15 protein-coding genes and 2 pseudogenes are annotated in these 21,399 nt (G+C 62.3%); 3 read left to right on the plus strand and 14 right to left on the minus strand.

The annotated features are described in order from the left end of the window. Positions 1-4: 4 nt before the first annotated feature. The 11 genes from AB4P94_RS26955 to AB4P94_RS27005 all read right to left on the minus strand — a co-directional run bounded on the left by AB4P94_RS26955 (position 5) and on the right by AB4P94_RS27005 (position 14,411). Positions 5-1,720 carry a dipeptide ABC transporter ATP-binding protein gene (locus AB4P94_RS26955; protein ID WP_395608319.1) on the minus strand — a complete coding sequence of 572 codons (1,716 nt, stop codon included), beginning with the start codon at positions 1,718-1,720 and terminating at the stop codon, positions 5-7. Then, positions 1,717-2,580, minus strand: a complete 864-nt coding sequence (locus AB4P94_RS26960; RefSeq protein WP_395608320.1) for an ABC transporter permease — start codon at positions 2,578-2,580, stop codon at positions 1,717-1,719. Before AB4P94_RS26960 ends, AB4P94_RS26955 begins: the two co-directional genes overlap by 4 nt. Continuing rightward, positions 2,577-3,557 (minus strand): ABC transporter permease, encoded by a 981-nt coding sequence (locus AB4P94_RS26965; RefSeq protein WP_395608321.1) that lies wholly within the window; start codon positions 3,555-3,557, stop codon positions 2,577-2,579. Before AB4P94_RS26965 ends, AB4P94_RS26960 begins: the two co-directional genes overlap by 4 nt. After that, a complete protein-coding gene (locus tag AB4P94_RS26970; RefSeq protein WP_395608322.1) occupies positions 3,554-5,212 on the minus strand; it encodes an ABC transporter substrate-binding protein in 1,659 nt (552 codons plus the stop codon). Before AB4P94_RS26970 ends, AB4P94_RS26965 begins: the two co-directional genes overlap by 4 nt. Positions 5,213-5,508: 296 nt before the next feature. After that, positions 5,509-6,927 carry an LLM class flavin-dependent oxidoreductase gene (locus tag AB4P94_RS26975; protein WP_395608323.1) on the minus strand — a complete coding sequence of 473 codons (1,419 nt, stop codon included), beginning with the start codon at positions 6,925-6,927 and terminating at the stop codon, positions 5,509-5,511. Between the two features lie 36 nt (positions 6,928-6,963). Next, positions 6,964-8,622 (minus strand): dipeptide ABC transporter ATP-binding protein, encoded by a 1,659-nt coding sequence (locus tag AB4P94_RS26980; protein ID WP_395608324.1) that lies wholly within the window; start codon positions 8,620-8,622, stop codon positions 6,964-6,966. Next, positions 8,619-9,494 (minus strand): ABC transporter permease, encoded by an 876-nt coding sequence (locus AB4P94_RS26985; protein WP_395608325.1) that lies wholly within the window; start codon positions 9,492-9,494, stop codon positions 8,619-8,621. Before AB4P94_RS26985 ends, AB4P94_RS26980 begins: the two co-directional genes overlap by 4 nt. Before the next feature lie 15 nt (positions 9,495-9,509). After that, positions 9,510-10,562: an NADP(H)-dependent aldo-keto reductase gene (locus AB4P94_RS26990; RefSeq protein WP_395608326.1), complete on the minus strand. Its 1,053-nt coding sequence runs from the start codon at positions 10,560-10,562 to the stop codon at positions 9,510-9,512. Between the two features lie 32 nt (positions 10,563-10,594). Further along, on the minus strand, positions 10,595-11,848 hold the full coding sequence (locus AB4P94_RS26995) for an acyl-CoA dehydrogenase family protein (protein WP_395608327.1): 1,254 nt from the start codon (positions 11,846-11,848) through the stop codon (positions 10,595-10,597). 23 nt (positions 11,849-11,871) lie between these two features. Next, positions 11,872-12,804: an ABC transporter permease gene (locus AB4P94_RS27000; protein WP_395608328.1), complete on the minus strand. Its 933-nt coding sequence runs from the start codon at positions 12,802-12,804 to the stop codon at positions 11,872-11,874. Next, positions 12,801-14,411, minus strand: coding sequence for an ABC transporter substrate-binding protein (locus AB4P94_RS27005; protein WP_395608329.1), 1,611 nt, complete (start codon positions 14,409-14,411; stop codon positions 12,801-12,803). The genes AB4P94_RS27000 and AB4P94_RS27005 overlap by 4 nt, the downstream gene beginning before the upstream one ends. A gap of 525 nt (positions 14,412-14,936) precedes the next feature. Here AB4P94_RS27005 and AB4P94_RS27010 point away from each other — a divergent pair. From AB4P94_RS27010 to AB4P94_RS27020, 3 genes and pseudogenes are all read left to right on the plus strand, one after another. Then, the gene (locus tag AB4P94_RS27010; RefSeq protein WP_395608330.1) at positions 14,937-17,066 is read left to right on the plus strand and encodes a TonB-dependent receptor family protein; all 2,130 of its coding nucleotides are present in this window, start codon (positions 14,937-14,939) and stop codon (positions 17,064-17,066) included. Positions 17,067-17,276: 210 nt separating this feature from the next. Further along, positions 17,277-18,487 (plus strand): annotated as a pseudogene (tnpC, locus tag AB4P94_RS27015) (IS66 family transposase); the annotation flags it as partial. Between the two features lie 255 nt (positions 18,488-18,742). Then, positions 18,743-18,948, plus strand: a pseudogene (locus AB4P94_RS27020) (FAD-dependent oxidoreductase); the annotation flags it as partial. Between the two features lie 916 nt (positions 18,949-19,864). Here AB4P94_RS27020 and AB4P94_RS27025 read toward each other — a convergent pair. From AB4P94_RS27025 to AB4P94_RS27035, 3 genes are read right to left on the minus strand one after another with little or no spacing between them, the layout of a single operon-like run. After that, the gene (locus AB4P94_RS27025) at positions 19,865-20,167 is read right to left on the minus strand and encodes a hypothetical protein (RefSeq protein ID WP_196775063.1); all 303 of its coding nucleotides are present in this window, start codon (positions 20,165-20,167) and stop codon (positions 19,865-19,867) included. 22 nt (positions 20,168-20,189) lie between these two features. Further along, complete coding sequence (locus AB4P94_RS27030; protein WP_196775062.1) at positions 20,190-20,699, minus strand: formyltransferase family protein; 510 nt, start codon at positions 20,697-20,699, stop codon at positions 20,190-20,192. 21 nt (positions 20,700-20,720) lie between these two features. After that, positions 20,721-21,128 (minus strand): ABC transporter transmembrane domain-containing protein, encoded by a 408-nt coding sequence (locus AB4P94_RS27035; RefSeq protein WP_395608331.1) that lies wholly within the window; start codon positions 21,126-21,128, stop codon positions 20,721-20,723. Positions 21,129-21,399: the final 271 nt, after the last annotated feature.

Here is a 21,399-nt window from a genome sequence, read left to right on the forward strand (position 1 = left end):
AGGTCTAGATGGCGATTTTCCACAGGCGCGATTCGTCAAACAGCCAGCCGGGGTGTTCCGGCTCCAGGGCCGGCACCACCAGCTGCGCACCACTGCCGGGCAGGCGCGGCACCGCGCCCAGCAGGCGCCGGGTGTAGTCGTGTTGGGGTGACTCGAACAGCGCCTCGACACTGGCGCTTTCCACCACCTGGCCGTGGCGCATCACCAGCACCTCGTCACTGACATGGCGAATCACGCCCAGGTCGTGAGAAATAAACAGGTAGGCCAGCCCGAGCGACGCTTGCAGGTCGGCGAGCAAATCGAGGACCTGGGCCTGCACCGACACATCCAGCGCCGACACCGGCTCGTCACAGATAATCACTTTGGGGTTGCTCGCAATCGCCCGGGCAATCGCCACGCGCTGGCGTTGCCCGCCGGACAATTGCAACGGGCGGCGTGCGGCCAGGTGCGGCGCGAGGCGAACCTGGTCGAGCAACTGCGCCACCCGGGCGGCCTGTTGTTCGGCGTCGATCCCGGCCACGTCCAGTGCGTCACTGAGGATTTGCCCGACGGTCCAGCGCGGGTCGAAGGAGCTGAGCGGGTCCTGGTAGATCACGCTGATGTCGCGGCGATGCAAACGTCGCGTGTTCTCCTCGACGCGCTCCGGCCCTGCCGCCGCCCACGGCTGGTCGAGAAAACGCACCTCACCGGCATCCGGTTGCAACAGCCCGAGGGCAATGCGCGCCACCGTGGTTTTGCCGGAGCCAGATTCCCCGACAATGCCCAGGGTGCGCCCGGCGCGCAGCTCGAAGCTGACACCGTCCACCACCTGGCGCGCCTGTTGATCGGGGCCGACATAACGCTTGCCCAGGCCGCTGGCCTTGAGCACTACCGGCGAATCCACGCCCGGCCGTGGCTGCGTCACCGCAGTGCTGCGCTCCGGTGACAGGCGCGTGCCTCGCGCGTGTTCGGCGGGTACCGCGTCCAGCAACGAACGGGTGTACGCATGGCGTGGGTTGAGCAGCACTTGATCCATCGGCCCTTGCTCGACCACCTCACCGTGGCGCAACACCAGTACCTCGTCGGCCAGTTGCGCGACCACCGCCAGGTCATGGCTGATGATCAGCAGCGAGTCACCCCGCGCCTTGATCTGCTGCAGCACCTCGAGGATCTGCGCCTGCACCGTGGCATCCAGCGCGGTGGTCGGTTCATCGGCGATGACCAGGCCCGGGTTCAGCGCCAAGGCACTGGCGATCAGCGCACGCTGGCGCAGGCCTCCGGAGAGTTGGTCCGGGCGCTGGCGGGCTCGCAGCCGGGGCTCGGGGACGCCCACCAGGTCGAGCAGTTCGATAACCCGTTCACCCCGGCTGCGCCGGTCGCCCCAGCGATGGGTTTCCAGCACTTCGAGAATTTCCTTGCCCACCGGGCGCAGCGGGTCGAGCGACACCAGGGCGTCCTGCAACACAAAGCCGATGTCGCTGCCCCGCAATTGGCGCCAGCCACGCTCCGACAGGCTGAGCAAATCCACGCCACCGTAACTCAAGGCCCGCGCAGACACCCTGGCGCCCGCCCCCGCCAGCCCGATCAGGCTGCGCGCGGTGACGCTTTTGCCCGAGCCGGACTCGCCCACCAGCGCCAGGGTCTTGCCCGGCTCCAGGGTGAACGACACATTGTGAACGACAGGCTGCCCGGCAAATTCGATGGACAGCCCTTCGACGATCAAGCGTTTGTGGTCGCTCATGACAGACGGCCCTCCAGGCGTTGCTGCAAGTAGCGGCCAGTGACCGTGGTCGACAATGTCGTCAGCACGATAAACAGGCCAGGGAAAAACGTCAGCCACCAGGCGTTGGCAATAAAGTCACGGCCCATCGACAACATGGTCCCCCACTCCGGCGCCGGCGGGCGGGCGCCCAGGCCGAGAAAACTCAAGGCCGAGGCCCAGACGATCGCCTGCCCCACGCCCATCGTCAGCGTCACAATCAACGGGCGCATCGCGTTGGGCAGCAACTGGCGCAAGATGATGCGCAGCGGTGGGTGCCCGAGGGCGCGGGCCGCCTCGATATAACCCGCGTTGCGCACTGCCAGCACCTGGCCGCGCACCATCCGTGCGTAACCCGGGGCGCTGCCCAAACCGGTGGCGACGATCAACGGGCCGATACCGCTGCCGAAGATCGCCACGAACAGCAGCGCCAGAATCAGGCTCGGAAAGGCAAACAGCACCTCCAGCAGCCAACCCACGCCACGGTCCGCACGCGCGCCGCCGAGGCCGCCGAGCAAGCCAAGAACGATGGCGATACTCATCGCAATCGCCGTGGCGGCCAGGCCGATAAACAACGACTGGCGAGTGCCGTAGATCACCCGTGAAAAGATGTCCCGGCCCGACTGGTCAGTGCCGAACCAGTGGGCCCAGCTCGGCGGGTGAAAGGCATCGCGCGGCACGATGGCCAGCGGGTCGCTGTAGGCAAATACCTGGGGCACCAGTGCGGCGGCAATCACCAGCAGCAGAAAGGTCACCGCCAACAGCGGGCCAAGCCGCCAGGTGCGAGGGGTACGCTGCAGACGCAGGGCGGGCAGCGGTGTTTCCAGGGTCAGGCCACTCATGCCGTCACCTCCTGTTGGCGAGGGTCGACCCACAGGTACAGCAGGTCGACCAGAATATTGGCCAGTACATAGCCGGCGGCGACCACCAGGCTGATACCGATAGTCAACGGCAGGTCCTGGGCCTGCACCGCCTGATACAACTGGCGGCCGAGCCCCTTGCGGGAAAAAATCACCTCGATCACCACCGCACCACTGATCAGCGCGCCGATGGCCCAGCCCGACAATGAAATGCCGGGCAATACCGCGTGACGCAAGGCGTGTTTGAAGCGCACGTTGAAGTCACTCAAGCCACGGGTTCGGGCAGTCAGGATGAAGGGTTGGTCGAGGGTCAGATCCAGGGATTCGCGGGTGACCTGGGCAATAAACCCGGCCAGCGGAATGGCCAGGGCAAACGACGGCAACACGAGGGTGCGCCAACCGTCGCTGCCGGCGGGCGGGAACAGGCGCAGGCCGAACGCAAACACCGCCAGCAGCAAAATCCCCAGCCAGAAATGCGGCAGCGCGGCGGCCAGGGTTTCCGCCAGTGAAGCCAGGCTCGACACCCAGCGCCGGCGCCCGGCGGTGAGTACCGTCAAGGCCAGCACCAGCACCCAGGCCAGCACCAGCGACGTCAGGGTCAGTTCCAGGGTCGGCCAGGCTTGCTCCGCCAGCACCCGTGTGACCGACAAGTGTTGGGAGTAGGACACCCCCAGGTCACCCTGCACCAGCCGCCCGAGGTACACCGCGTATTGCACCGCCAGCGGCTTGTCCAGCCCGTATTCACGGGTGGCTTCGGCGATGGTCTCGGCGGTGGGGTTGCCGCTCGGGCCGCCGAGGATCGCCAGCACCGGGTCGCCGGGCATCAGGCGCAAGGCAAAAAAGGTCAGCGTGGCCACGGCCCACAGCACCAGCACGCCGCCGGCCAGGCGCCACACGGCGCGTTTGCCCAGGCGCGTCAGGCGCTCGCGCCGTGGGTTGGCAAGTGATGTGCGGCTCATTTGTTCACCCATGCGTCATAGAGGTAAGTCACCGCCAGCGACGGCTCCAGCCGCACGCCCTGGGTGGTCTTGTAGATACCCAGCCGCGTGCTTTGCGGGTAGGTGGTCAATTGCAGGTATTGGCTGGAGGCGATTTTTTGCGCCTGGTAATACAAGGCCCGGCGCTGTTCGCTGTCCTGGGTGGCGAGGGCCTGTTGGGTCAGCGTGTCGAACGCCGGATCACTGAAACCTGCGGTGTTCTGGTGGTAACCGCCGACGCCGGCCGGGCGGATGAACTCGCTGCCGAAGATGATCCGCAACACGTCGGCGGTGTTGGTGTTCCAGTAGCCCAGGCGGATGTCGTAATCCCAGTCGGCCTGGCGCTTGGTGGCCTGCACGTCACTCATCTGGTCGACGATCAGCTCGAAACCGGCTTGCCGGGTGGTGGCCTGGACCTGCTCCCACAAGGTGAACTCCGAAGGCGGCGTGCGGTTGCCCATCACCACATGCACCTGCAGGCGCTTGCCGTCCTTGGTGCGGTAGCCGTCGCCGTCACGTTGGGTCCAGCCGGCCTGGTCCAGCAACTGCGCGGCCCGGGCCGGGTCGTAATCCTGAGCGTGCTGGAACTCCGGGTTGTAGAAACGCGTGGCCGGGCTCAACGGGCCGCCGGCACGGGGGAATTCGTTGAAGTACACGCTTTTCAGCGCGCCCTCGATGTCGGAGCTGCGCACAAAGGCTTCACGCACGCGCAGGTCATCGAATGGCGCCCGGGTGATGTTCAGCGTGCCATTGGTGGGGTTGCCCGGGCGCTGGGCGATCAACAGCGTGAGGTCCGGGTTGCGCCGGGCGGCCTCGTGGGATTCGGGTGGCAAGGCTTCGATCACATCGACCTCGCCGGCCTGCAACGAGGCGAAGCGCACGGACGGCTCCTGGATGAACTTCCAGACGATGCGGTCCAGCCACGCCGGGCCCTGATGTTTGGCGGTCGGCGGTGCCCAGTTGTAATCCGGGTTGCGCACCAGTTCGACCTGGCTCTGGCGGTCCCAGCGCACTACCTTGAACGGGCCGCTGCCGACCGGGCTTTCACAGTTCACATCGCGCGAGCGCAACAGCGCCGTGGGCGACTCGATCCCGAGAAAACCCTGGGCCAGCACCTCCAGAAACGCCGCGTAAGGCGTGGCCAGATGCACCACCGCCGTGGCGTCGTCGAGCACGTCGGTGCTGCGGTATTGGCGAATATAGCCGCCGGCGGTGCTGGACTGGGTCTTGGGGTTGGCCATGTGGTCGAGGTTGGCCTTGACCGCCGCCGCGTTGAACGGCGTGCCGTCGGTAAAATGCACGTCGTCGCGCAGGTGGAAGGTGTAGGTCAGGCCGTCGGGCGAGACCTCCCAGGCCTTGGCGAGCCAGGGGCCGATGCGGCCGTCGGCGTCCATCGAGACCAACGAGTCGAGGTACTGCTGCGCGACAAACACCTGCGGCATGTCGCCGGCCACATGGGGGTCCAGGCAAGTCGGTTCACGGTCGGTGGCGTACACCAGGGTGCCGCCCTTCACCGGCTGGTCACTGCGCGCAACGGTCGAGCCGCTTTGGCCGCAGCCGAGCAGCAGGGAACAGAGCGCGACGGCGACGACAAGGCGGGAATAGGGTTGTCGCAGGTATGGGGCGGGTTCTCGCATGATGAGGGATGCCTGAAGTGCGGGAACAGGGGCATTGCACAAGGCATGCCGGGTTTTTGGGGCCGTAAACACGGCACATTGCGGGGTCAGGGGATGGCTGAAAACGACAATGTGTGGGGTAGGTGTTGGTTAGCCAACAGCGACGGGCTGGAGCGATGGGAACGCGGTGAAAAATGTGGGAGCGGGCTTGCTCGCGAATGCGGTGTGTCAGTTGATACATATGCAAACTGATCCACCGCATTCGCGAGCAAGCCCGCTCCCACATTTTTTGACCGCGTCTATCAGGAAGACAGCTGTCAGATGTTGATTGGCTGCTGCTCAGGAAACCGCAACGGCAACGCCGGTTGCAGCAACGCCGCCGGGTCGCGATAACGCGCGCCGAAATGGTCACTCGGCAACCGCGCCTGCCCGGCGCCGAACAAGCGCTCGCGCAGGGTTTCGCCGTCGTTGTAGCGCTCGCGAAAACGCCCGCGTCGGCGCAGTTCCGGCACCACCAGTTCGATGAAGTCGCGCGCCGTTTCAAAGGACAGGTACTGCCGCAGGTTAATCCCGTCGATACCGTCTTCATCCAGCCACTTCTCGATGGCATCCGCCACCACCGTCGGCGTGCCGGCGACGAAAAAGCGCTCGCGATTGAAGCCGCCCAGCTGCGCCAATACCGCGCCCACCGTGGCGTCGGTTTTGTAGCGGCTCAGGCTCTGCCATCCCTTGACCTCACGGCTGACCAGTTCACTGATCAAGGTGTCATGGGGGTACGCCGTCAAGTCAATCGCCGATTGCCCGTGGGCCAGGGACGCTTCGACACTGACCAGCTTGCGGTAGCTGTCGAGCTTGGCACTGACCTCTTCGTCGGTGCGCCCGACGATCACCCCGGCCATGACGATAAATTTCAGGCCCGCCGGATCACGCTCATGCTCAACCGCCTTTTGCCGCATGGCCTGGATATTCGCACGCACCGCCGGCGCATCGTTGCCGCCGGTAAACACCACTTCGGCATGGCGCCCGGCAAACTCGATGCCGGCCGGTGAACCGGTGGCCTGGAACAACACCGGCGTGCGCTGGCGCGACGGCTGGCACAGGTGCGGGCCTGCCACCTTGAAATGCTCGCCGACGTGGTTGATGTAGCGCACCTTGGCCGGGTCGGTGTAGATGCGCCGCTCGCGGTCGACGATGACCGCGTCGTCGTCCCAGGAGCCTTCCCAGAGTTTGTAGAGCACGTCGAGGTATTCGTCGGCGATCTCGTAACGGTGGTCATGCACCACTTCCGTGTCGTGGCCAAAATTGCGCGCGGCATTCGGCAGGTAGGAGGTGACGATGTTCCAGCCCACCCGGCCCTTGGTCAGGTGGTCGAGGGTGCTCATGCGGCGGGCGAAGGCAAACGGGGGTTCATAGGTGGTGGAAAAGGTCGCGCCGAAACCGAGGTTTTTCGTCACGCCGGCCATGGCCGGAATCACCAGCAGCGGGTCATTGCTGGGGATCTGCATGCCTTCGCGCAGGGACGTTTCGGGGCCGTCGCGAAAGCGGTCGTAGGTGCCAATCACGTCGGCCAGGAACACCCCGTCAAAGGTGCCGTATTCCAATAATTGCGCCAGCTCGGTCCAGTAATCGAGGTCGTTGAAGCGGTGCCGGTTGTTGTCCGGGTGCACCCACAAACCATGGACGATGTGACTGACGCAGTTCATCTCAAACAAATTCACGTGCAGCTGCTTGGGCACCGGGAATACTCCTTTCGTAGAGGCGTGTACAAGACGTCAGATCGCGACGTTCAGGTAGAACGGGACTGGCGTGTAGTCGGTTTCAAGGGTCGGGATCGCGTCGATCAGCGCGCGGGTATAGGCGTGTGCCGGGCGGTCGAACACCGCGCGCACCGAGCCGGACTCGACGACTTCACCGGCCTTCATCACCAGCACGCGCTCGCTGACGTGGTTGATCACCCCGAGGTCGTGGGAGATGAACAGGCAAGCCAGACCGAGGCGGCGTTTGAGGTCATCGAGCAGTTCGAGAATCTGCGCCTGTACCGACACATCCAGCGCCGACACCGGCTCATCGCAGATGAGGATCTGCGGTTCGCTGGCCAGCGCACGGGCAATCGCAATGCGCTGGCGCTGGCCGCCGGAGAGTTCGAGGGGCCGACGCGACAATGCACTGGCATCCAGGCGAACCAGCTCCAGCAATTCCAGTGCACGGGCGCGCCGGGCATGACGCGGCACGCCCGCCACCACCAGCGCTTCGAACAGCACACGCTGCACGGTGTAGCGCGGGTCGAACGAACTCAGCGGGTCCTGGAACACCACTTGAACGGCACGCCGGGCTTCACGCTTTTGCCGGGCATCCAGGTCGGACCAGCGCTGGTCCTTGAGCCACACCTCACCGGCATCGGCGGTTTCCAGGCCGAGGATCAAGCGGGTCAAGGTGGTTTTGCCGCAACCTGATTCACCCACCACGCCGAGCGTCTCGCCGCGCCGCAACTGCAACGACACCTGCTTGAGCACCGTGCGCGTTTTACCGTCGGGGCCGACAAAGGACTTGGATAGCTCACGCGCCTCCAACAGCACTTCACCCTGCGGCGCGGGCTCGGGCTCCACGGCGGCGAGCAGCCGGCGCGCGGGCTGAAAGTGCACGGCCTTGGCGGCGCGCAGCAGCAATTGGGTATAGGGATGTTGCGGGTCTTGCAGGACCTGTTCGGTGCTGCCCTCCTCCACGATCACGCCATGGCGCATCACGGCCACGCGGTCGGCCAGCCGTGAGACCACCGACAGGTCATGGCTGACCATCAGCAACGCATTGTCCTCACCGCGCAGGCTTTCCAGCAGCTCGATGACCTGCGCCTGCACGGTGGCGTCGAGGGCGGTGGTCGGCTCATCGGCGATGATCAGCCGCGGGTTGCAGGCAATCGCCGAGGCGATCAGCGCGCGCTGGCGCAAACCGCCAGAGAGTTGCCACGGGTATTGGCGGGCACGCAGTTGCGGTTCCGGCACGCCGACATCGCGCAACAGCTCCAGCACCCGCAGGCGGCGTGCCTCCAGCCCCAAGGCGGTGTGCAGGTGCAAGGGTTCTTCAATCTCGGCACCGACGCGGCGCAACGGGTCCAGCGCGCCCAGCGCATCCTGCATCACAAAGCCGATGCTCGCGCCGCGCAGTTGCTGCCAGGCGCGCTCATTGAGCAGGCGCAGGTCGATGCCCTGAAAGGCCAGCTTGGCCGCCTGAATCTGGGCGCCCTTGCCGGTGAGGCCGGCGAGGGTGCGGGCGGTCACGCTTTTGCCGGAGCCCGACTCCCCGACGAGCGCCAGGCACTCACCGCGATGCAGCTGCAAGCTGACGCCGTGCAGCACTGGCTCGGCCTGGCCGAAACGGACCGTCAGGTCGCGGATATCGACCAGCGGGCCGAGGGTGTGAATGTTCATCGTCATAGGGGTTTTCCTTCGCTGCGACGCAGCAGTTCACGGCCGATGGCGCTGATGGAAACAACGGTCAAGGTGATGATCAGGGCGGGCCAGGCCACCAGCCAGGGCGCGTTGGCCAGGAAGCTGCGCCCGATGGCCAGCATGCTGCCCCACTCCGGCGCGGGGGGCGGCGCGCCAAAACCGAGGAAGCTCAAGGCTGCGCCGGCGGTGATTGCGCCGCCGATGCCGATGGTGGCGAGGATCAGCACCGGCTTGAAAGCATTCGGCAAGATATGCCGCAGCACCACCGCCAGCTGTGACTGGCCGAGGGTCACGGCGGATTCGATGTAACCGGCGTTGCGCACCGTGAGGGTTTGCGCCCGCACCAGCCGCGCGTATCGCGGCACACCGGCGATGCCGACGGCCAGAATCAGGTTGGCCGTGCCCTGGCCGAAAAACGTAATGATCACCAGCGCCAGCAACAGGTCGGGAAACGACAGCAACACATCGATGCCGCGCATCAGGGCGCCGTCCAGCCAGCGCGGGCCCAGGCCTGCGGTCAACCCGAGCAACGTGCCCCAGGCCAACGCCAGTGCGGTCGCCGCCAGCCCCATGAACAGCGAGGCGCGCACGCCATGGATCAGCCGGCTGAGCACATCGCGGCCATTCTCATCGGTGCCCAGCCAGTGCACATGACTCGGCGGCCGAAACGCCTGGCGCGCGGACGCGTCCAGCGGGTCAAAGGGCGCGAGCCATTGGGGAACCAGCGCCGCCAACAGCAGCAGCGCGACAAATACCCCTGCCAGCAGCAAACCGGGGCGCAGCCGGGCCCACCCGACAAGACGCAACGGGCGGCCAGTTGCAGGCCTTGCGAGCAGCGTTTCAATGCTTTGCGTCATGCCAGGCTCCTTGTGCTAGGGCGCGGGGTTGGGAATGCGCTGGTGAATGGCCTGGACCTGCGCCTTGATCGCGTCGCTGAGGTTCACGTCCAGCGCACTGAGGTTGTCGCGCAACTGCGCCAGGCTGGTTTGCCCGGTGAGCGCGCTGGTCACGAACGGCTTGTCGATGACGAACGCCAGCGCCAGTTGCGCCGTTGTCAGGCCATGCTCGCGGGCGATCTCCACGTAGCCGCTGATGGCGTCCTGCGCCGAGGCGCTGTCATAGCGATTGAAGGTGCGGTACACCGACGACAACCGCGAACCCTCGGGGCGGGCGCCGCCCAGGTACTTGCCGGTCAGTGCACCAAAGGCCAGCGGCGAGTACGCGAGCAGCCCAACACCTTCGCGGTGGGTGAACTCCGAGAGCCCGCCCTCGTACAGGCGGTTAAGCAAGCTGTAGGGGTTTTGCACGCTGGCAATGCGCGGCAGGCCGAGGTGTTCGCTCTGTTTGAGAAATTCGGCGACGCCCCATGGGGTTTCGTTGGAGACGCCGATGTGGCGCACTTTGCCGGCCTTGACCTGATCGGCGAGCACCGCCAGGGTTTCCTCGATGGCCACGCTTTGGCTGTCGTCCTGATACGGGTATTCGCGCTGGCCGAAGATGTTGGTGGTACGGTCGGGCCAGTGCAGTTGGTAGAGGTCCAGGTAGTCGGTGTTCAGGCGTTTGAGGCTGCCGTCCAGGGCTTCGACAATGTTGCGTCGATCATGGCGGCTGAGGCCGTCGCGGATATGCTGCTGGCTATTGGGGTCACGGGCCGGGCCGGCAATTTTGCTCGCCAGGATCACCTCGTCGCGCCGGCCGCTGGCGGTCAGCCAACTGCCGATGTAACGCTCGGTGGTGCGCCAGGTTTCGGCTTTGGTCGGTGTGGGGTACATCTCGGCGGTGTCGATGAAGTTGATGCCTTCAGCCAGGGCCAGGTCGATCTGCTGGTGGGCATCGGTTTGCGTGTTCTGATGGCCCCAGGTCATGGTGCCCAGGCCCAGCACGCTGACCTGGATGTCGGTGTTGCCCAATTGGCGGTAACGCATGGGTGATCCTTTTTGATTAAGGGGTTGAAGGCTCATACCGCACTCGCTTCGTCGCGGGCGGCCTGCTGTTCGGCGTCGGCGGCTTGCAGGCTGCGCCACGCGGCATTCGGGGTGACGTCGTTGAGGTAGTAATTGCCCAGGGCGCGCTCGCGGAAAATCGCCGGGTTATGGGAGGCCAGGGTGCGGGCGTTACGCCAGTGGCGATCGAAGCGGCGCGATTCACTGGTGGCCGATGCGCCCCCCACTTCGAACAACAAGGTGGTGGCTTCCAGTACTTGCTCCAGCACGATCTGCTGCGCCTGATAGGCGCGAATTTCAGCCTCGGTGTAATGCGCCTCCACGGCCGTGCCGCCCTGCTCTGCCTCGTGCACCTCTTGCAGCACTTGGGCGACAGCCAGCACTTGCGTGCGCGCGGCGTATGCCAGGCTCGACAGGCGGCCGATCACGCGCTGCACCAAAGGGTCGTCCTTCGGGCTCGATTGCCCCGGCACGCCAAACGCCCGGGTGCGCCCTTTGACAAACGCGGTGGCGTCGCGCAGCACCGCGTTGGCGATGCCGGCCAGGGTGGCGAGGTGGAACAGTTGGTAGAACGCGCTCAGGTAGGACTCGGCGCGCAGCTCGTCTTTTTTGAAGCGCCGCACGATGTGCTGCGCCGCGACGTTCACCGCCTTGAAGCGTGTGGTGCCGCTGCCCGTGAGGCGTTGGCCGAAGCCGTCCCAGTCGTCCTCGACCGTGACGCCCGGAGCGTCGGTGCGCACCGCGAGGCTGACAAAGTCTTCCCCCTCCAGGGCAACCGCCGCAATCCAGTCCGCGTACAGCGTGCCGGTGCAGTAGTACTTCTCGCCATCCAGCTGCCAGCCGGCGTCCACGGCGCGCAGGGTCACCGAATTGCGCGTGGTGTCGGTGCGCTCGGCCATCGCCGCGCCCCACAGCTCACCGCCGACCACTTTGGCAAACCAGTAAGCCTGGGACTCGGGGTCGCGGCTGGACAGCCGGCCTTCAACGAAACCGAAATGCGCACGCACAATCTGCGGCAAGTTCGAATCCGCCTCGCCCAGCTCGATCAGCAAGCGAAACAATTGCGGCAGGCTGGCGCCCAGGCCGCCCTGGGCCTGCGGCACGCGCAGGGCACCAAAGCCGGCTTCGCGCAGCCAGCGAACCGCGTCATGGGCCAACTCGCGTTGCTGTTCGCGGGCGACGGCGGTAGCGGCTATCTGCGCAAAAACGCCGGCAAAACGCTGGTGCAAATCGGGGTAGCTCACCGGCGCAGGAATCGAAGCACTCATGGTTTTTCCTTCTTCAGAGGCACTCACGCTTGAACGGCCCGAGGGTCGATCCAGCGGTTGATCAAATCGACGGCCAGGTTGACCAGCACATAAACGGTGGCGGCCAGCAGCGTCACGCCCAGCACCACCGGCACGTCTTTGTTGCTGGTGGCGTCGAGCATCAAGCGCCCGATGCCCTGGCGGGCAAACAACAGCTCCACGACCACCGCGCCGCCCAGCAGGCTGGCGAACACAAAGCCGGCCAGGGTCACCAACGGCACCAGTGCATGGCGCAAGGCGTGGCGCAGGCGCACGGCGGTTTCAGACAGGCCGCGTGCACGAGCCATGGCGATAAAGGGTTGTTCGAGGGTGTCCTCCAGGGACTGGCGCAACAGCTGGGTCAGCACCGCCGCGACCGGCAAGGCCAGCGCAACCGAGGGCAGGATCAGCGAGCGCCAGCCCACGGAACCGGACGGCGGCAACAGGTGCCAATGAAAGGAAAACACCAGCAATAACAGCATGCCGATCACAAACGACGGCGCCGAAGACAGCACCAGTTCGCCGCCCGAAACGATTGACCGAACCCGCCGCGAACGGTTGGCGGTGAGGATCGCGCACACCAGCGCCAGCACCACCGCCAGCACGGCCGCGCTTAACGACAACTGGAGCGTGGCGCCCATCTGCTCGGCAATCGCCTGCTGCACCGGGATGCGCAAACGGTAGGACTCCCCCAGGTCGCCATGGGCCAGGCGCACCAGGTAATGGCCGTACTGCACGATCAGCGGCTGGTCCAGGCCGTACTCGGCGCGCACCCGAGCCAGCAGTTCCGGGGTGGGCATTGCGTCAGGCCCGCCGAGGATCGCCAGCGCGGTGTCGCCGCCACTGAAATTGACCGCGAGAAACGTCAAGGTGGCCGCGCCCCACAGAACGCCAATTCCAGCGAGCAGGCGCCAGGCAATGGCTTTGAACAGGCTCATGGTTGCCCCCGGTCCAGCCAGAGGCTGGTGAAAAACGGCACGTTGTGGGAGGTGTCGAAGATCACGCCCTGGACGTGACGGTTGTAGGCGGTGAGCACCTGGCTTTCTACCGAGGGCACTGCCGGGACGGTTTCAGTCAGGCGCTGTTGTGCTTCGCCATACAGCGCCTGCAACTCGGCAGGGTCACGGGAACGGCGAGCGGCACTGAGCACACGATCGACTTCAGCGTCGCGAAAGCGCCCGACGTTTTGGCCGATCATCTTGTCGGTGCTGATGGCCTGGCTGTGATAGAGCACGAACAGGGCATCAGGTGTATTGGTGTGCCAGTAGCCGCCCGCCAGTGCCTGGAATTTTCCGGCGTAGCGTTTCTCGGTGACACGGGTCAGCGGGAGCATTTCGATGGGCATCTCGAAGCCGACTTTTTTCAGGTCAGCCTGAATGGCCACCGAGACGCTGGCGGGAAAGGCCGGGTTGTCGTAGGACAGCAAAGTGGCCTTCAGGCGCTGGCCGTCTCTGGTGCGGTAGCCCTGGGCATCACGGCCGGTCCAGCCGGCGTCGTCGAGCAAGGCATTGGCGGCTTTCACGTCGTAGGCCAAGGCGTCGTTGTTGGGCTGGTAAAACCGGGTGTTGGCCGCGAGGAAGTCAGCCTTGGCGAGGTATTCGCCAAAACCGGAAATCCACGCCAGCCCTTCGCGGTCGATGGCTTTGGCCACCGCGCGGCGCACGCGCACGTCATCAAACGGCGGCTGCTCGACGTTGAACGTCATGCTGCGGCTCGGGTTGCCCTTGCGAATCCGGCTGCGCATCACCAGCTCAGGGTTGGCACGGATCGCGGCGGCATTCTGGGCCGGGGCATCCAGGGTGAAATCCGACTGGCCGGATTCCAGTGCGGTGAAACGAATCATGGCCTCGGGCACATAGCTCAGCTCGATGCGGTCCAGGTAGGCCTCCCCCGTGTGCCGCGTCACCGGGGGTGCCCAGTGGTAGCCGGGGCGCTTGATAAACACTGCGCCCTGGTCGCGGGTGTAGCTCTGCAACAGGAACGGGCCGCTGCCGACGGGGTGCTCGGCGATGGTCTTGGGTGCTTCGCGAATCTGTTTGGGCGAGACCATCCCCAGCCAGGACTGTGCCAGTACGTCGAGAAAGGGCGTGTAGGGTTCGCGCAAGTGGGCTTCGAAGGTGTACTCATCGATAACCTTGCCGTCCAGATACGGCGCGATATAGGCCGCCGCCAACGGGGACTTGGTCGCCGGGTCGCGCATATGCTCCAGGTTGGTCTGCAACGCGCGGGCGTTGAAGCGTTCGCCGTCGCTGAAGGTCACGTCGTCGCGCAGGTGAAAGGTGTAGGTTTTGCCGTCGTCGGATATTTCCCAGGAACGCGCCAGCCACGGGCTGATAGCACCCTGCTCGTCCTGATACACCAGGCAATCGAAGAGAATCCGGCCCATCCATTGGATATTGCCATTGGATAACGCATGAATATCAAAACTGCCGGCATCGGCGGCGGCCGACACTCTTAACGTGCCGCCCGGGCGCCCGGGCGCTGTTTCATGAAAGTCGGTGGCGGCATACGACACCACGCCATTATTGACACTGCCATCCGCCATGGAAGTTGAACTTCCTGGCTCAGCAGGCGGCGCACAGCCCCCCATCGACAGGGGCAGTAACAGCCCCGCAAACAGTTTCAGGTAGTTGGTCAACGTCGCTTCCCTGGAAGAACTTCATGGACACTTAAAGTTTGCATCTTGAAGAGGTAATGCAGTGAACATGCCACTCTTGGAGATTGCTCTTCCACGGCCATAAAAGACGGAAAAACCCCGCAGAGCAGGCGCCTATCATCAAAATACTTATATGAATATGCCCAATGTAATGCCACTGATTGTTGATAGCCTTACACACTGCCCGAGCGCTGTTGCCTTTGCGACAGTTGCAAAAAAACCTCACACAAACAATGACTGTTGAGAATCAAACATCGCGCCAAAACAAAGTACCGCGCCAGACAGCCGGACTCCATTAAACGCCGCTGTTTATGGCCAAACAGCCTTGGCATAAAAACTGCTCAAGGGAAAACAGGCATGACTATTCGAATAGAAAGCTGGGGCTCTTTTATCTATTCACAAGGAACACGCTTAATGAATCAACATGTTCGGGGAGCGCTGCACGGTTTGACACTTGCGGTACGCCAGGCCACCTGGCTGGGGCTCGGTTCGGCGCTGGTATTTTCCACCGCCGCCTACGCCGATGACGACGCATCGCCACGGCTCAAGACGGTGACGGTAGAGGCACAGAAAGTGACGGCCGTTGAGGCGGCGCAGAGCCAGTTGTCCGAGGTGCCGGGGGGCACCAGCGTGGTGGACAGCGAGCAGGTGGCAAAAGGACGAACCGCTACCTTGCAGGACACCCTCGCCTATCAGCCGGGTGTGTTTGTGCAATCCACCGGCGGCAACGACGCCGCCAAGATCTCGATTCGCGGATCGGGTGCGAACACCTCGCCCGGGTACTTTCGCGAAGGCATCAAGTTCCTGTTCGACGGCCTGCCCATCACCGGCCCGGGCGGTACGCCCTATGAGTTCCTGAACGGTTCCGGGGTGAACTACACCGAAATCCTGCGGGGCGCGAACGCCTTCCAGTACGGTGCGTTGAGCCTGGGAGGCGCGATCAATTTCGTCAACCAGACCGGCTACACCGCACCCGGTGTGCGCCTGCGCGCCGAGACCGGCAGCTACGGCTACAACAAGCAAAGCGCAAGCGTGGGTGGCGTGGAGGGTAATTTTGATTACTACCTCAATGCCGACAACTACCGCAGTGATGGCTACCGCGACTATAGCCTGTCGAAAAGCCAGGGCGTGGTGGCCAACTTCGGCTACCGCTTCAGCCCGCAGCTGGAAACCCGGGTGATGCTGCGTTACCGCGACGAGTTCCACAACGACCCAAGCGCCACCACCCTGGATGCCGTCAAGCATCACTCCGATCGCGCCAGTGCAACCGCCGAAAGCAGCGGCGCCGGCAGCCGGCGCCCCGGCAGCGTGTGGGCGGGCAGCAAGACCACCTACACCTTCGATGACGACGCCACCCTGTCAGTGGGTTTTGTCTACTACCAGTACGCCCACAACAACAGCCCGAACAGCCCGAGCAACCCCAGTTATTGGGACTGGCATGACCTGAGCGCCGTGATCAATTACGACCGCAGCGACACCTGGTTCGGCCACGAAAGCCGCTCCAGCGTGGCCTTCACCTCCACCGAACACCTCAAGGGCGAGGTCAACTCCACGTTCGCCAACAAGCAGACCCGCAAGCTCGTTGACTACGGCTCATCGTTTGATCACGTGTTTTCCCTAGGCAATGACCTGGAACTGGTCGACGGCCTGTGGCTGACCAGCGGCGTCTCGGCCATCAACGTGCGCCGGCATGCCAACGTCAAGGAAGCCCTGGTCGCCAACACCACCACTTACCCCAGCGACGTGACCTACAACAACTGGAGCCTGGCGCCCCGCGTCGGTGTGCGCTACGAGTTCACGCCGCAACTGCAGGTGTTCGCCAACGTCAGCCGCTCCATTGATCCACCGGCCTCGTGGGAGTATTCCGGCTCGGGGCCGACCGCGCCCTACGTGAGGCCATTGGTTGAGCAGAAGGCCAACACGGTGGAGGTCGGCATCAAGGGTTCATCGGGTATCTTCGACGGCAGCCTGGCGATTTACCGTTCGTGGGTGCGTGACGAATTGCTCAACGTGCAGATCATTGCGCCGACGGCCACCGCCGCTGCGGTCACGGGCGCGTTCAATGCGACGCCGACCATTCACCAGGGCATCGAGGCGGGCTTGAACACGCGCCTGTGGGAAAACACCTCGGGCGAGAAGATCACCTTGCGCCAGGTCTATACCTACAACGACTTCTATTACCGCCACGACCCGACCTTCGGCGACAACCAACTGCCGGGCATCCCGAAACACATCTACCAGGGTGAGCTTCAGTACCAACATCCGCAGGGCTTTTACACCGGTGTGAACGTGCAATCCGTATCGCGTACTGCCGTCGATTACGCCAACACCTTCTATGCGCCCTCCTACACGATCTTTGGGGCCAACATCGGCTACGAAACACCGAAGAAAGACTGGAAGGTGTCACTGGACTTGAAAAACCTGACCAACGAGAAGTATGTGACCGCCGTACAGCCGCTCTACAACGCCGCAGGCCAGGACACGGCTTCGCTGTATCCGGGTGACGGCATCGGCGCTTATGTGGGGGTGGAGTACCGCTATTAGGCTTGCCAAATCGCGGACAAAAAAAAGCCCGCTCAATGAGCGGGCTTTCTGTGGTGACCTGGCGTTCAGTGTTCCAGGTTACCGAATATGGCGCAGCGGACGGGAACATAACTCAACCTCTAACCTGTTGATTTAACGCAAAACCAAACTAGAAAACATAATGCAAGTACTTAAATATGTACTCATTTTCTCTGGCTGACAAGCCCCTCACCGCTCGCGCCGCTAGAGCAACGCCAGCAACCCAATCGTGCGCCATTACCGCCGCATTTCCCGCGCACCGTGACCTATTAATAACCGGACACCACTCGATGCGTTTGCGGCTGCCAGCTTCAGCGCATCGGAGAAGATGTCAGCGAGAAGCGGGATTACACACCGGGCGTGTTCACCGCTGAACAGTACGTAAGGGGGAAATGGGTTTGCCCAGTGCGAAACACTGATCCAAGCGCCGGTGCCGCCGCAGGTGATCGACAAGGGCATCCCCACGGCGGGCCTGCTGGCGCACGTGATGGTGCCAAGTTCGCCGATTACCTACCATCCTGCGTTCAACGCTGTCGTAGTGGGTGGGTCAAACCGGCGTACTACTTCAACCCTTGGTCGATGCGCTGCGCGATGTGGTGCTGGCCCAGCGCGTGGTTCACGCTGACGAAACGCCGGTACAAATGCTGTTGCCGGGTCGGAAGAAAACCCACCGCGCTTACATTTTGGCCTACAACTCTACGCCGGTTTCGGCACTCAACGCCGTGGTCTACGACTTCAGCCCCAGCCGTGCTGGAGAACATGCGCGTTACCTCCTGGGCTCCTGGAACAGCAAGCTGGTCTGTGACCACTTCGCCGGCTATGTGGCTAGCTTCGTGCTGGGCATCACCGAAATTGGCTGCATGGCCCATGCGCGCCGCAAGTTCTTTGACCGGCATATGGCCAACAAAAGCCAGATGGCGGAGCAGGAGCTTCACTCGATTAGTGGGCTGTACAAAGTCGAAAAACACGCCAAGGAAATGAGTGACGAGGACCTTTGGCGATTACGCCAGGAAATGGCGGTGCCCATCGCTGGAAAACAGCATGAGTGGATGTTGGCTCCGCGTGCACTTGTGCCCGAGGGTTCGACCACGGCCAAGGCCCTAGATTACAGCCTGAAAAGCTGGGTAGCGCAGGCGCGCTACCTAGAAGAGGGTGCTGTGCGCATAGACAACAACCAGATCGAGAACTTGATCCGCGCGTGGGCGCTTGGGCGGTCGAACTGGTTAGTTGCTGGGTCGCTGCGCAGCGGCAAAAAGGCGGCGGTGATAATGAGCTTGATTCAATCTGCACGCTTCAATGGGCATGACCCGTACACTTATCTCAAGGATGTGCTCACGCGGCTGCCGACTCAGCGAGCCCTTCACTTTGAGCAATTGCTGCCTCATCAGTGGTCGCCTGCCTAACTTGCGCATGGGAGGTGCACTCAGGCTCGAATACTCGCAGCCGGAGCCACCGCGCAGTACCCTCATCCTGTCTTCGAAGCCGAAGCGAACAGGGCGTTAGACCGCGTCATGCAAGACGGCTTCGACATGTTATGGGATGTCTACCTCTCAATCCCTGACTCTCCTGCCCCTGTCGATTTGCTAAGCCCAACGGCGCATCAGCGTCGATGAATAATTGAGTTTCGAAAGTTTAGATAACATTAATGAGGGTGGATCATGGCTCAAACCGAAGTTCTCGTAGTCGGAGCTGGCCCAACTGGGCTCGCTCTCGCTCTCTGGCTAACCAAGCAAGGGGTTACCGTAAGAATCATAGATAAAAGCAGCGACTCAGGTGAAACGTTTTGCACAATGGCTCTTAAGGCGCGAACGCTGGAGTTCTATCGCCAACTCGGCTGGCCGATGCGGTCGTAGAGGCCGGCTATTAAAACTGCGAAAAACAATAGTGAAAGGCTAGACCAAGCAAAGGCCTGTCCAGCAACTATCCTCATTTATGAACTTGTTGTTGGGCGGATCGGTGGAGGAATCCACGCCTGTGGCTGCAGCACCTGCCCTCGATATTGAGAGTCGACCGGGTCTTACCTTCCACCCAGGGCTAGATGCGACTCAGCCCCCTGCACCTATAAAGGTGCGCATCAGGGTAATCGATCTTGATCGAGGTGACCATGAAGTAAATCCTCCATCCTGCCCTGCCGTTTGCACGCTTGGTTGACGTCCTGAATTTGCCCCTTTGTGCTGGATACCAACTCTCAGTTAAGTCGATGTCTCCGCTGACGAAGCCCTGCGCCAAACCGTTACCGTTTAGGCTTTGCCGGGGGCGCTTTGCACATGACACCATATCGACTTTCAACACTCCCTAGCTTCAAGTCGCGGGCATTAACACCGCGATATCCGGCTGGGGACGCCGCAGTCGATGTCCGATAAATTTGTTTCGCCGGACAGCTAATCGCGAGCGCACCATACCAAGATAACCGGGTCCGCTAGCCATTTCCGGCGACAAAGGTAAGGGGACAATCCATCTTCGCGAGCAGATAATCACCACGGTATCTTTGAGAATTTTCGCCTCCCGAGTTTTCTGCTCAGCATCCGTTGCAGTTCGCGAATCGCCTGAGCATAATTTTCAGCTCGGGCGCCCGCACCTACTCACTGGGGTTGCATGCAGGATCAGACTGGAGGGAAAAATGGGGGCGGGCAGCGCATGAATAAAATAATAACATTTAAATTCAAGAACTTAATAAAATAAAAACGTCTCCCACAAGCCGGGCTAACCTAAAACCAAATAGCTAGAGTCAGAGGGTTGCCGGGGACGTACTGACGAGAGTTGAGTCCACACGCCTCGGCCTAGGAGGTCTTGTTTCGCACATACACCCGGCTGGCCATGTCCTCGCCGACCAGCACCACTGCAGGACCAGGTGTAATGGCGTGCCACCCCACAGCCGAGCGAATCCCTTCCAAGATGTGTTCCACGATGACCTGGCTGCGCATCACCTGGGCGGCACTAGTAGAAAACGACTGTGCGATCGTCATTGAGCAGAATTCTGTGTTCAACGTGAAGTTGCACGGCGCGGGCGAGTACCTAGCATTCGGTGTCGCGACATTGGCCACCAGATCATCTGCAGTTGGGGCATGATCAATGCGCTGCAAGTTCGACTCGATGAGTGGATCCTCATCGTGGCCCGCCGTCACATAGTGGGCAGTGGCTGCGATGAGCTTCACCCCTAAGTTTATGGGTTTGATGGTAAGAACCCTCGACCTTGACGCTGAGTAGGATCGAGTGATGGATATCGATGATTTGGCCGGCCCATAGTCTTGATACGTCACCGCTCAGGATCTGTGTGTAACGGGCGAGAATCACGGTGTCGATCTTCTGCTCACGCACCATTTCCAGAAGTTGGCTTCCTGCTTGTTTTTTTTCAGAAGTGACAGGCAGGTAGTGAAAATCCAGCCTCTCATGCTCAGCTCTGCGCCTGAACTTCTCAAGGTTCGATACGATCAAGACCAGTTCCATTGGCAAATGATCGACACTGTTGCGGTACAGCAGGTCATTCAAGCAATGGCCCATCTGAGACACCATCATCATGACCCGCGGCTCCACTGACGTGTCATAGGTGTTCCATTCCATGCCGTAGCAGGCTTCGCGCGAGTCGCTCAGCGCAACGCCGTGGCGCAACTCCACGCAAACGCGCATGAAGAACTTTTACGTTAGGCCGAAAAAATTCAACGACTGATGGAGCTGAAGTATGTACGCATTGACTAGTACAATATCGCCCAAGCCCATTGCCCCTTCATGTATGCGCCTTACTGCAATCAGCATTATGAAAATTAGGCCGGTGGATATGATGAAGACCTGCCCAATGCTCAAACAAACAAACGTCCACTCATTCCTGGCAGATGCGTCCTCCCGCTTTCTCAACGCAGCATCGAGACGCTGAGCCTCATGATCTTCTGCGCCGAAGTATTTCACCGTCTCGAAATTTAGAAGACTATCAATTGATTTGCTGCTGGATTCAGCGCTCGCCTCGTTGAGCGCGCGACGGAAACGAGTGCACCACGCGCTAATGGAAATTGTAAACCCTGCGTAGGCAGCCACAGTAGCCAAAGTCACCAATCTGAAGATCGCACCGAAGAGGTACCAAAGAATGGTTCAGACAAGCACGACCTCGAAGGCGATAGGCACCAGAGAGAACAAGACTGTCGATAGAATGACCGGGATACAGTGGGTACCCGCTCGATTTAACGCGCTACCCCCTCCCCTGTCTTCCGATCAAGGTGGAATCTGAGACTGAGCTGATGCAGCCTCTTGAAGATGCGAAGTCCTGACAAGCGAGTTGCGTTAGCGTTGACACGGACGAATACTGCGGTCCGCAGCTCATCAA

Origin of the sequence: Pseudomonas sp. B22129, assembly GCF_044218875.1 — a bacterium.
GTDB lineage: Bacteria > Pseudomonadota > Gammaproteobacteria > Pseudomonadales > Pseudomonadaceae > Aquipseudomonas.

Coding starts and splice junctions, on each gene's coding strand:
- AB4P94_RS26955 (WP_395608319.1), bottom strand. CDS start 1,720: ATGAGCGACCACAAACGCTTGATCGTCGAAGGGCTGTCCATCGAATTT.
- AB4P94_RS26960 (WP_395608320.1), bottom strand. CDS start 2,580: ATGAGTGGCCTGACCCTGGAAACACCGCTGCCCGCCCTGCGTCTGCAG.
- AB4P94_RS26965 (WP_395608321.1), bottom strand. CDS start 3,557: ATGAGCCGCACATCACTTGCCAACCCACGGCGCGAGCGCCTGACGCGC.
- AB4P94_RS26970 (WP_395608322.1), bottom strand. CDS start 5,212: ATGCGAGAACCCGCCCCATACCTGCGACAACCCTATTCCCGCCTTGTC.
- AB4P94_RS26980 (WP_395608324.1), bottom strand. CDS start 8,622: ATGACGATGAACATTCACACCCTCGGCCCGCTGGTCGATATCCGCGAC.
- AB4P94_RS26985 (WP_395608325.1), bottom strand. CDS start 9,494: ATGACGCAAAGCATTGAAACGCTGCTCGCAAGGCCTGCAACTGGCCGC.
- AB4P94_RS26990 (WP_395608326.1), bottom strand. CDS start 10,562: ATGCGTTACCGCCAATTGGGCAACACCGACATCCAGGTCAGCGTGCTG.
- AB4P94_RS26995 (WP_395608327.1), bottom strand. CDS start 11,848: ATGAGTGCTTCGATTCCTGCGCCGGTGAGCTACCCCGATTTGCACCAG.
- AB4P94_RS27000 (WP_395608328.1), bottom strand. CDS start 12,804: ATGAGCCTGTTCAAAGCCATTGCCTGGCGCCTGCTCGCTGGAATTGGC.
- AB4P94_RS27005 (WP_395608329.1), bottom strand. CDS start 14,411: ATGGCGGATGGCAGTGTCAATAATGGCGTGGTGTCGTATGCCGCCACC.
- AB4P94_RS27010 (WP_395608330.1), top strand. CDS start 14,937: ATGAATCAACATGTTCGGGGAGCGCTGCACGGTTTGACACTTGCGGTA.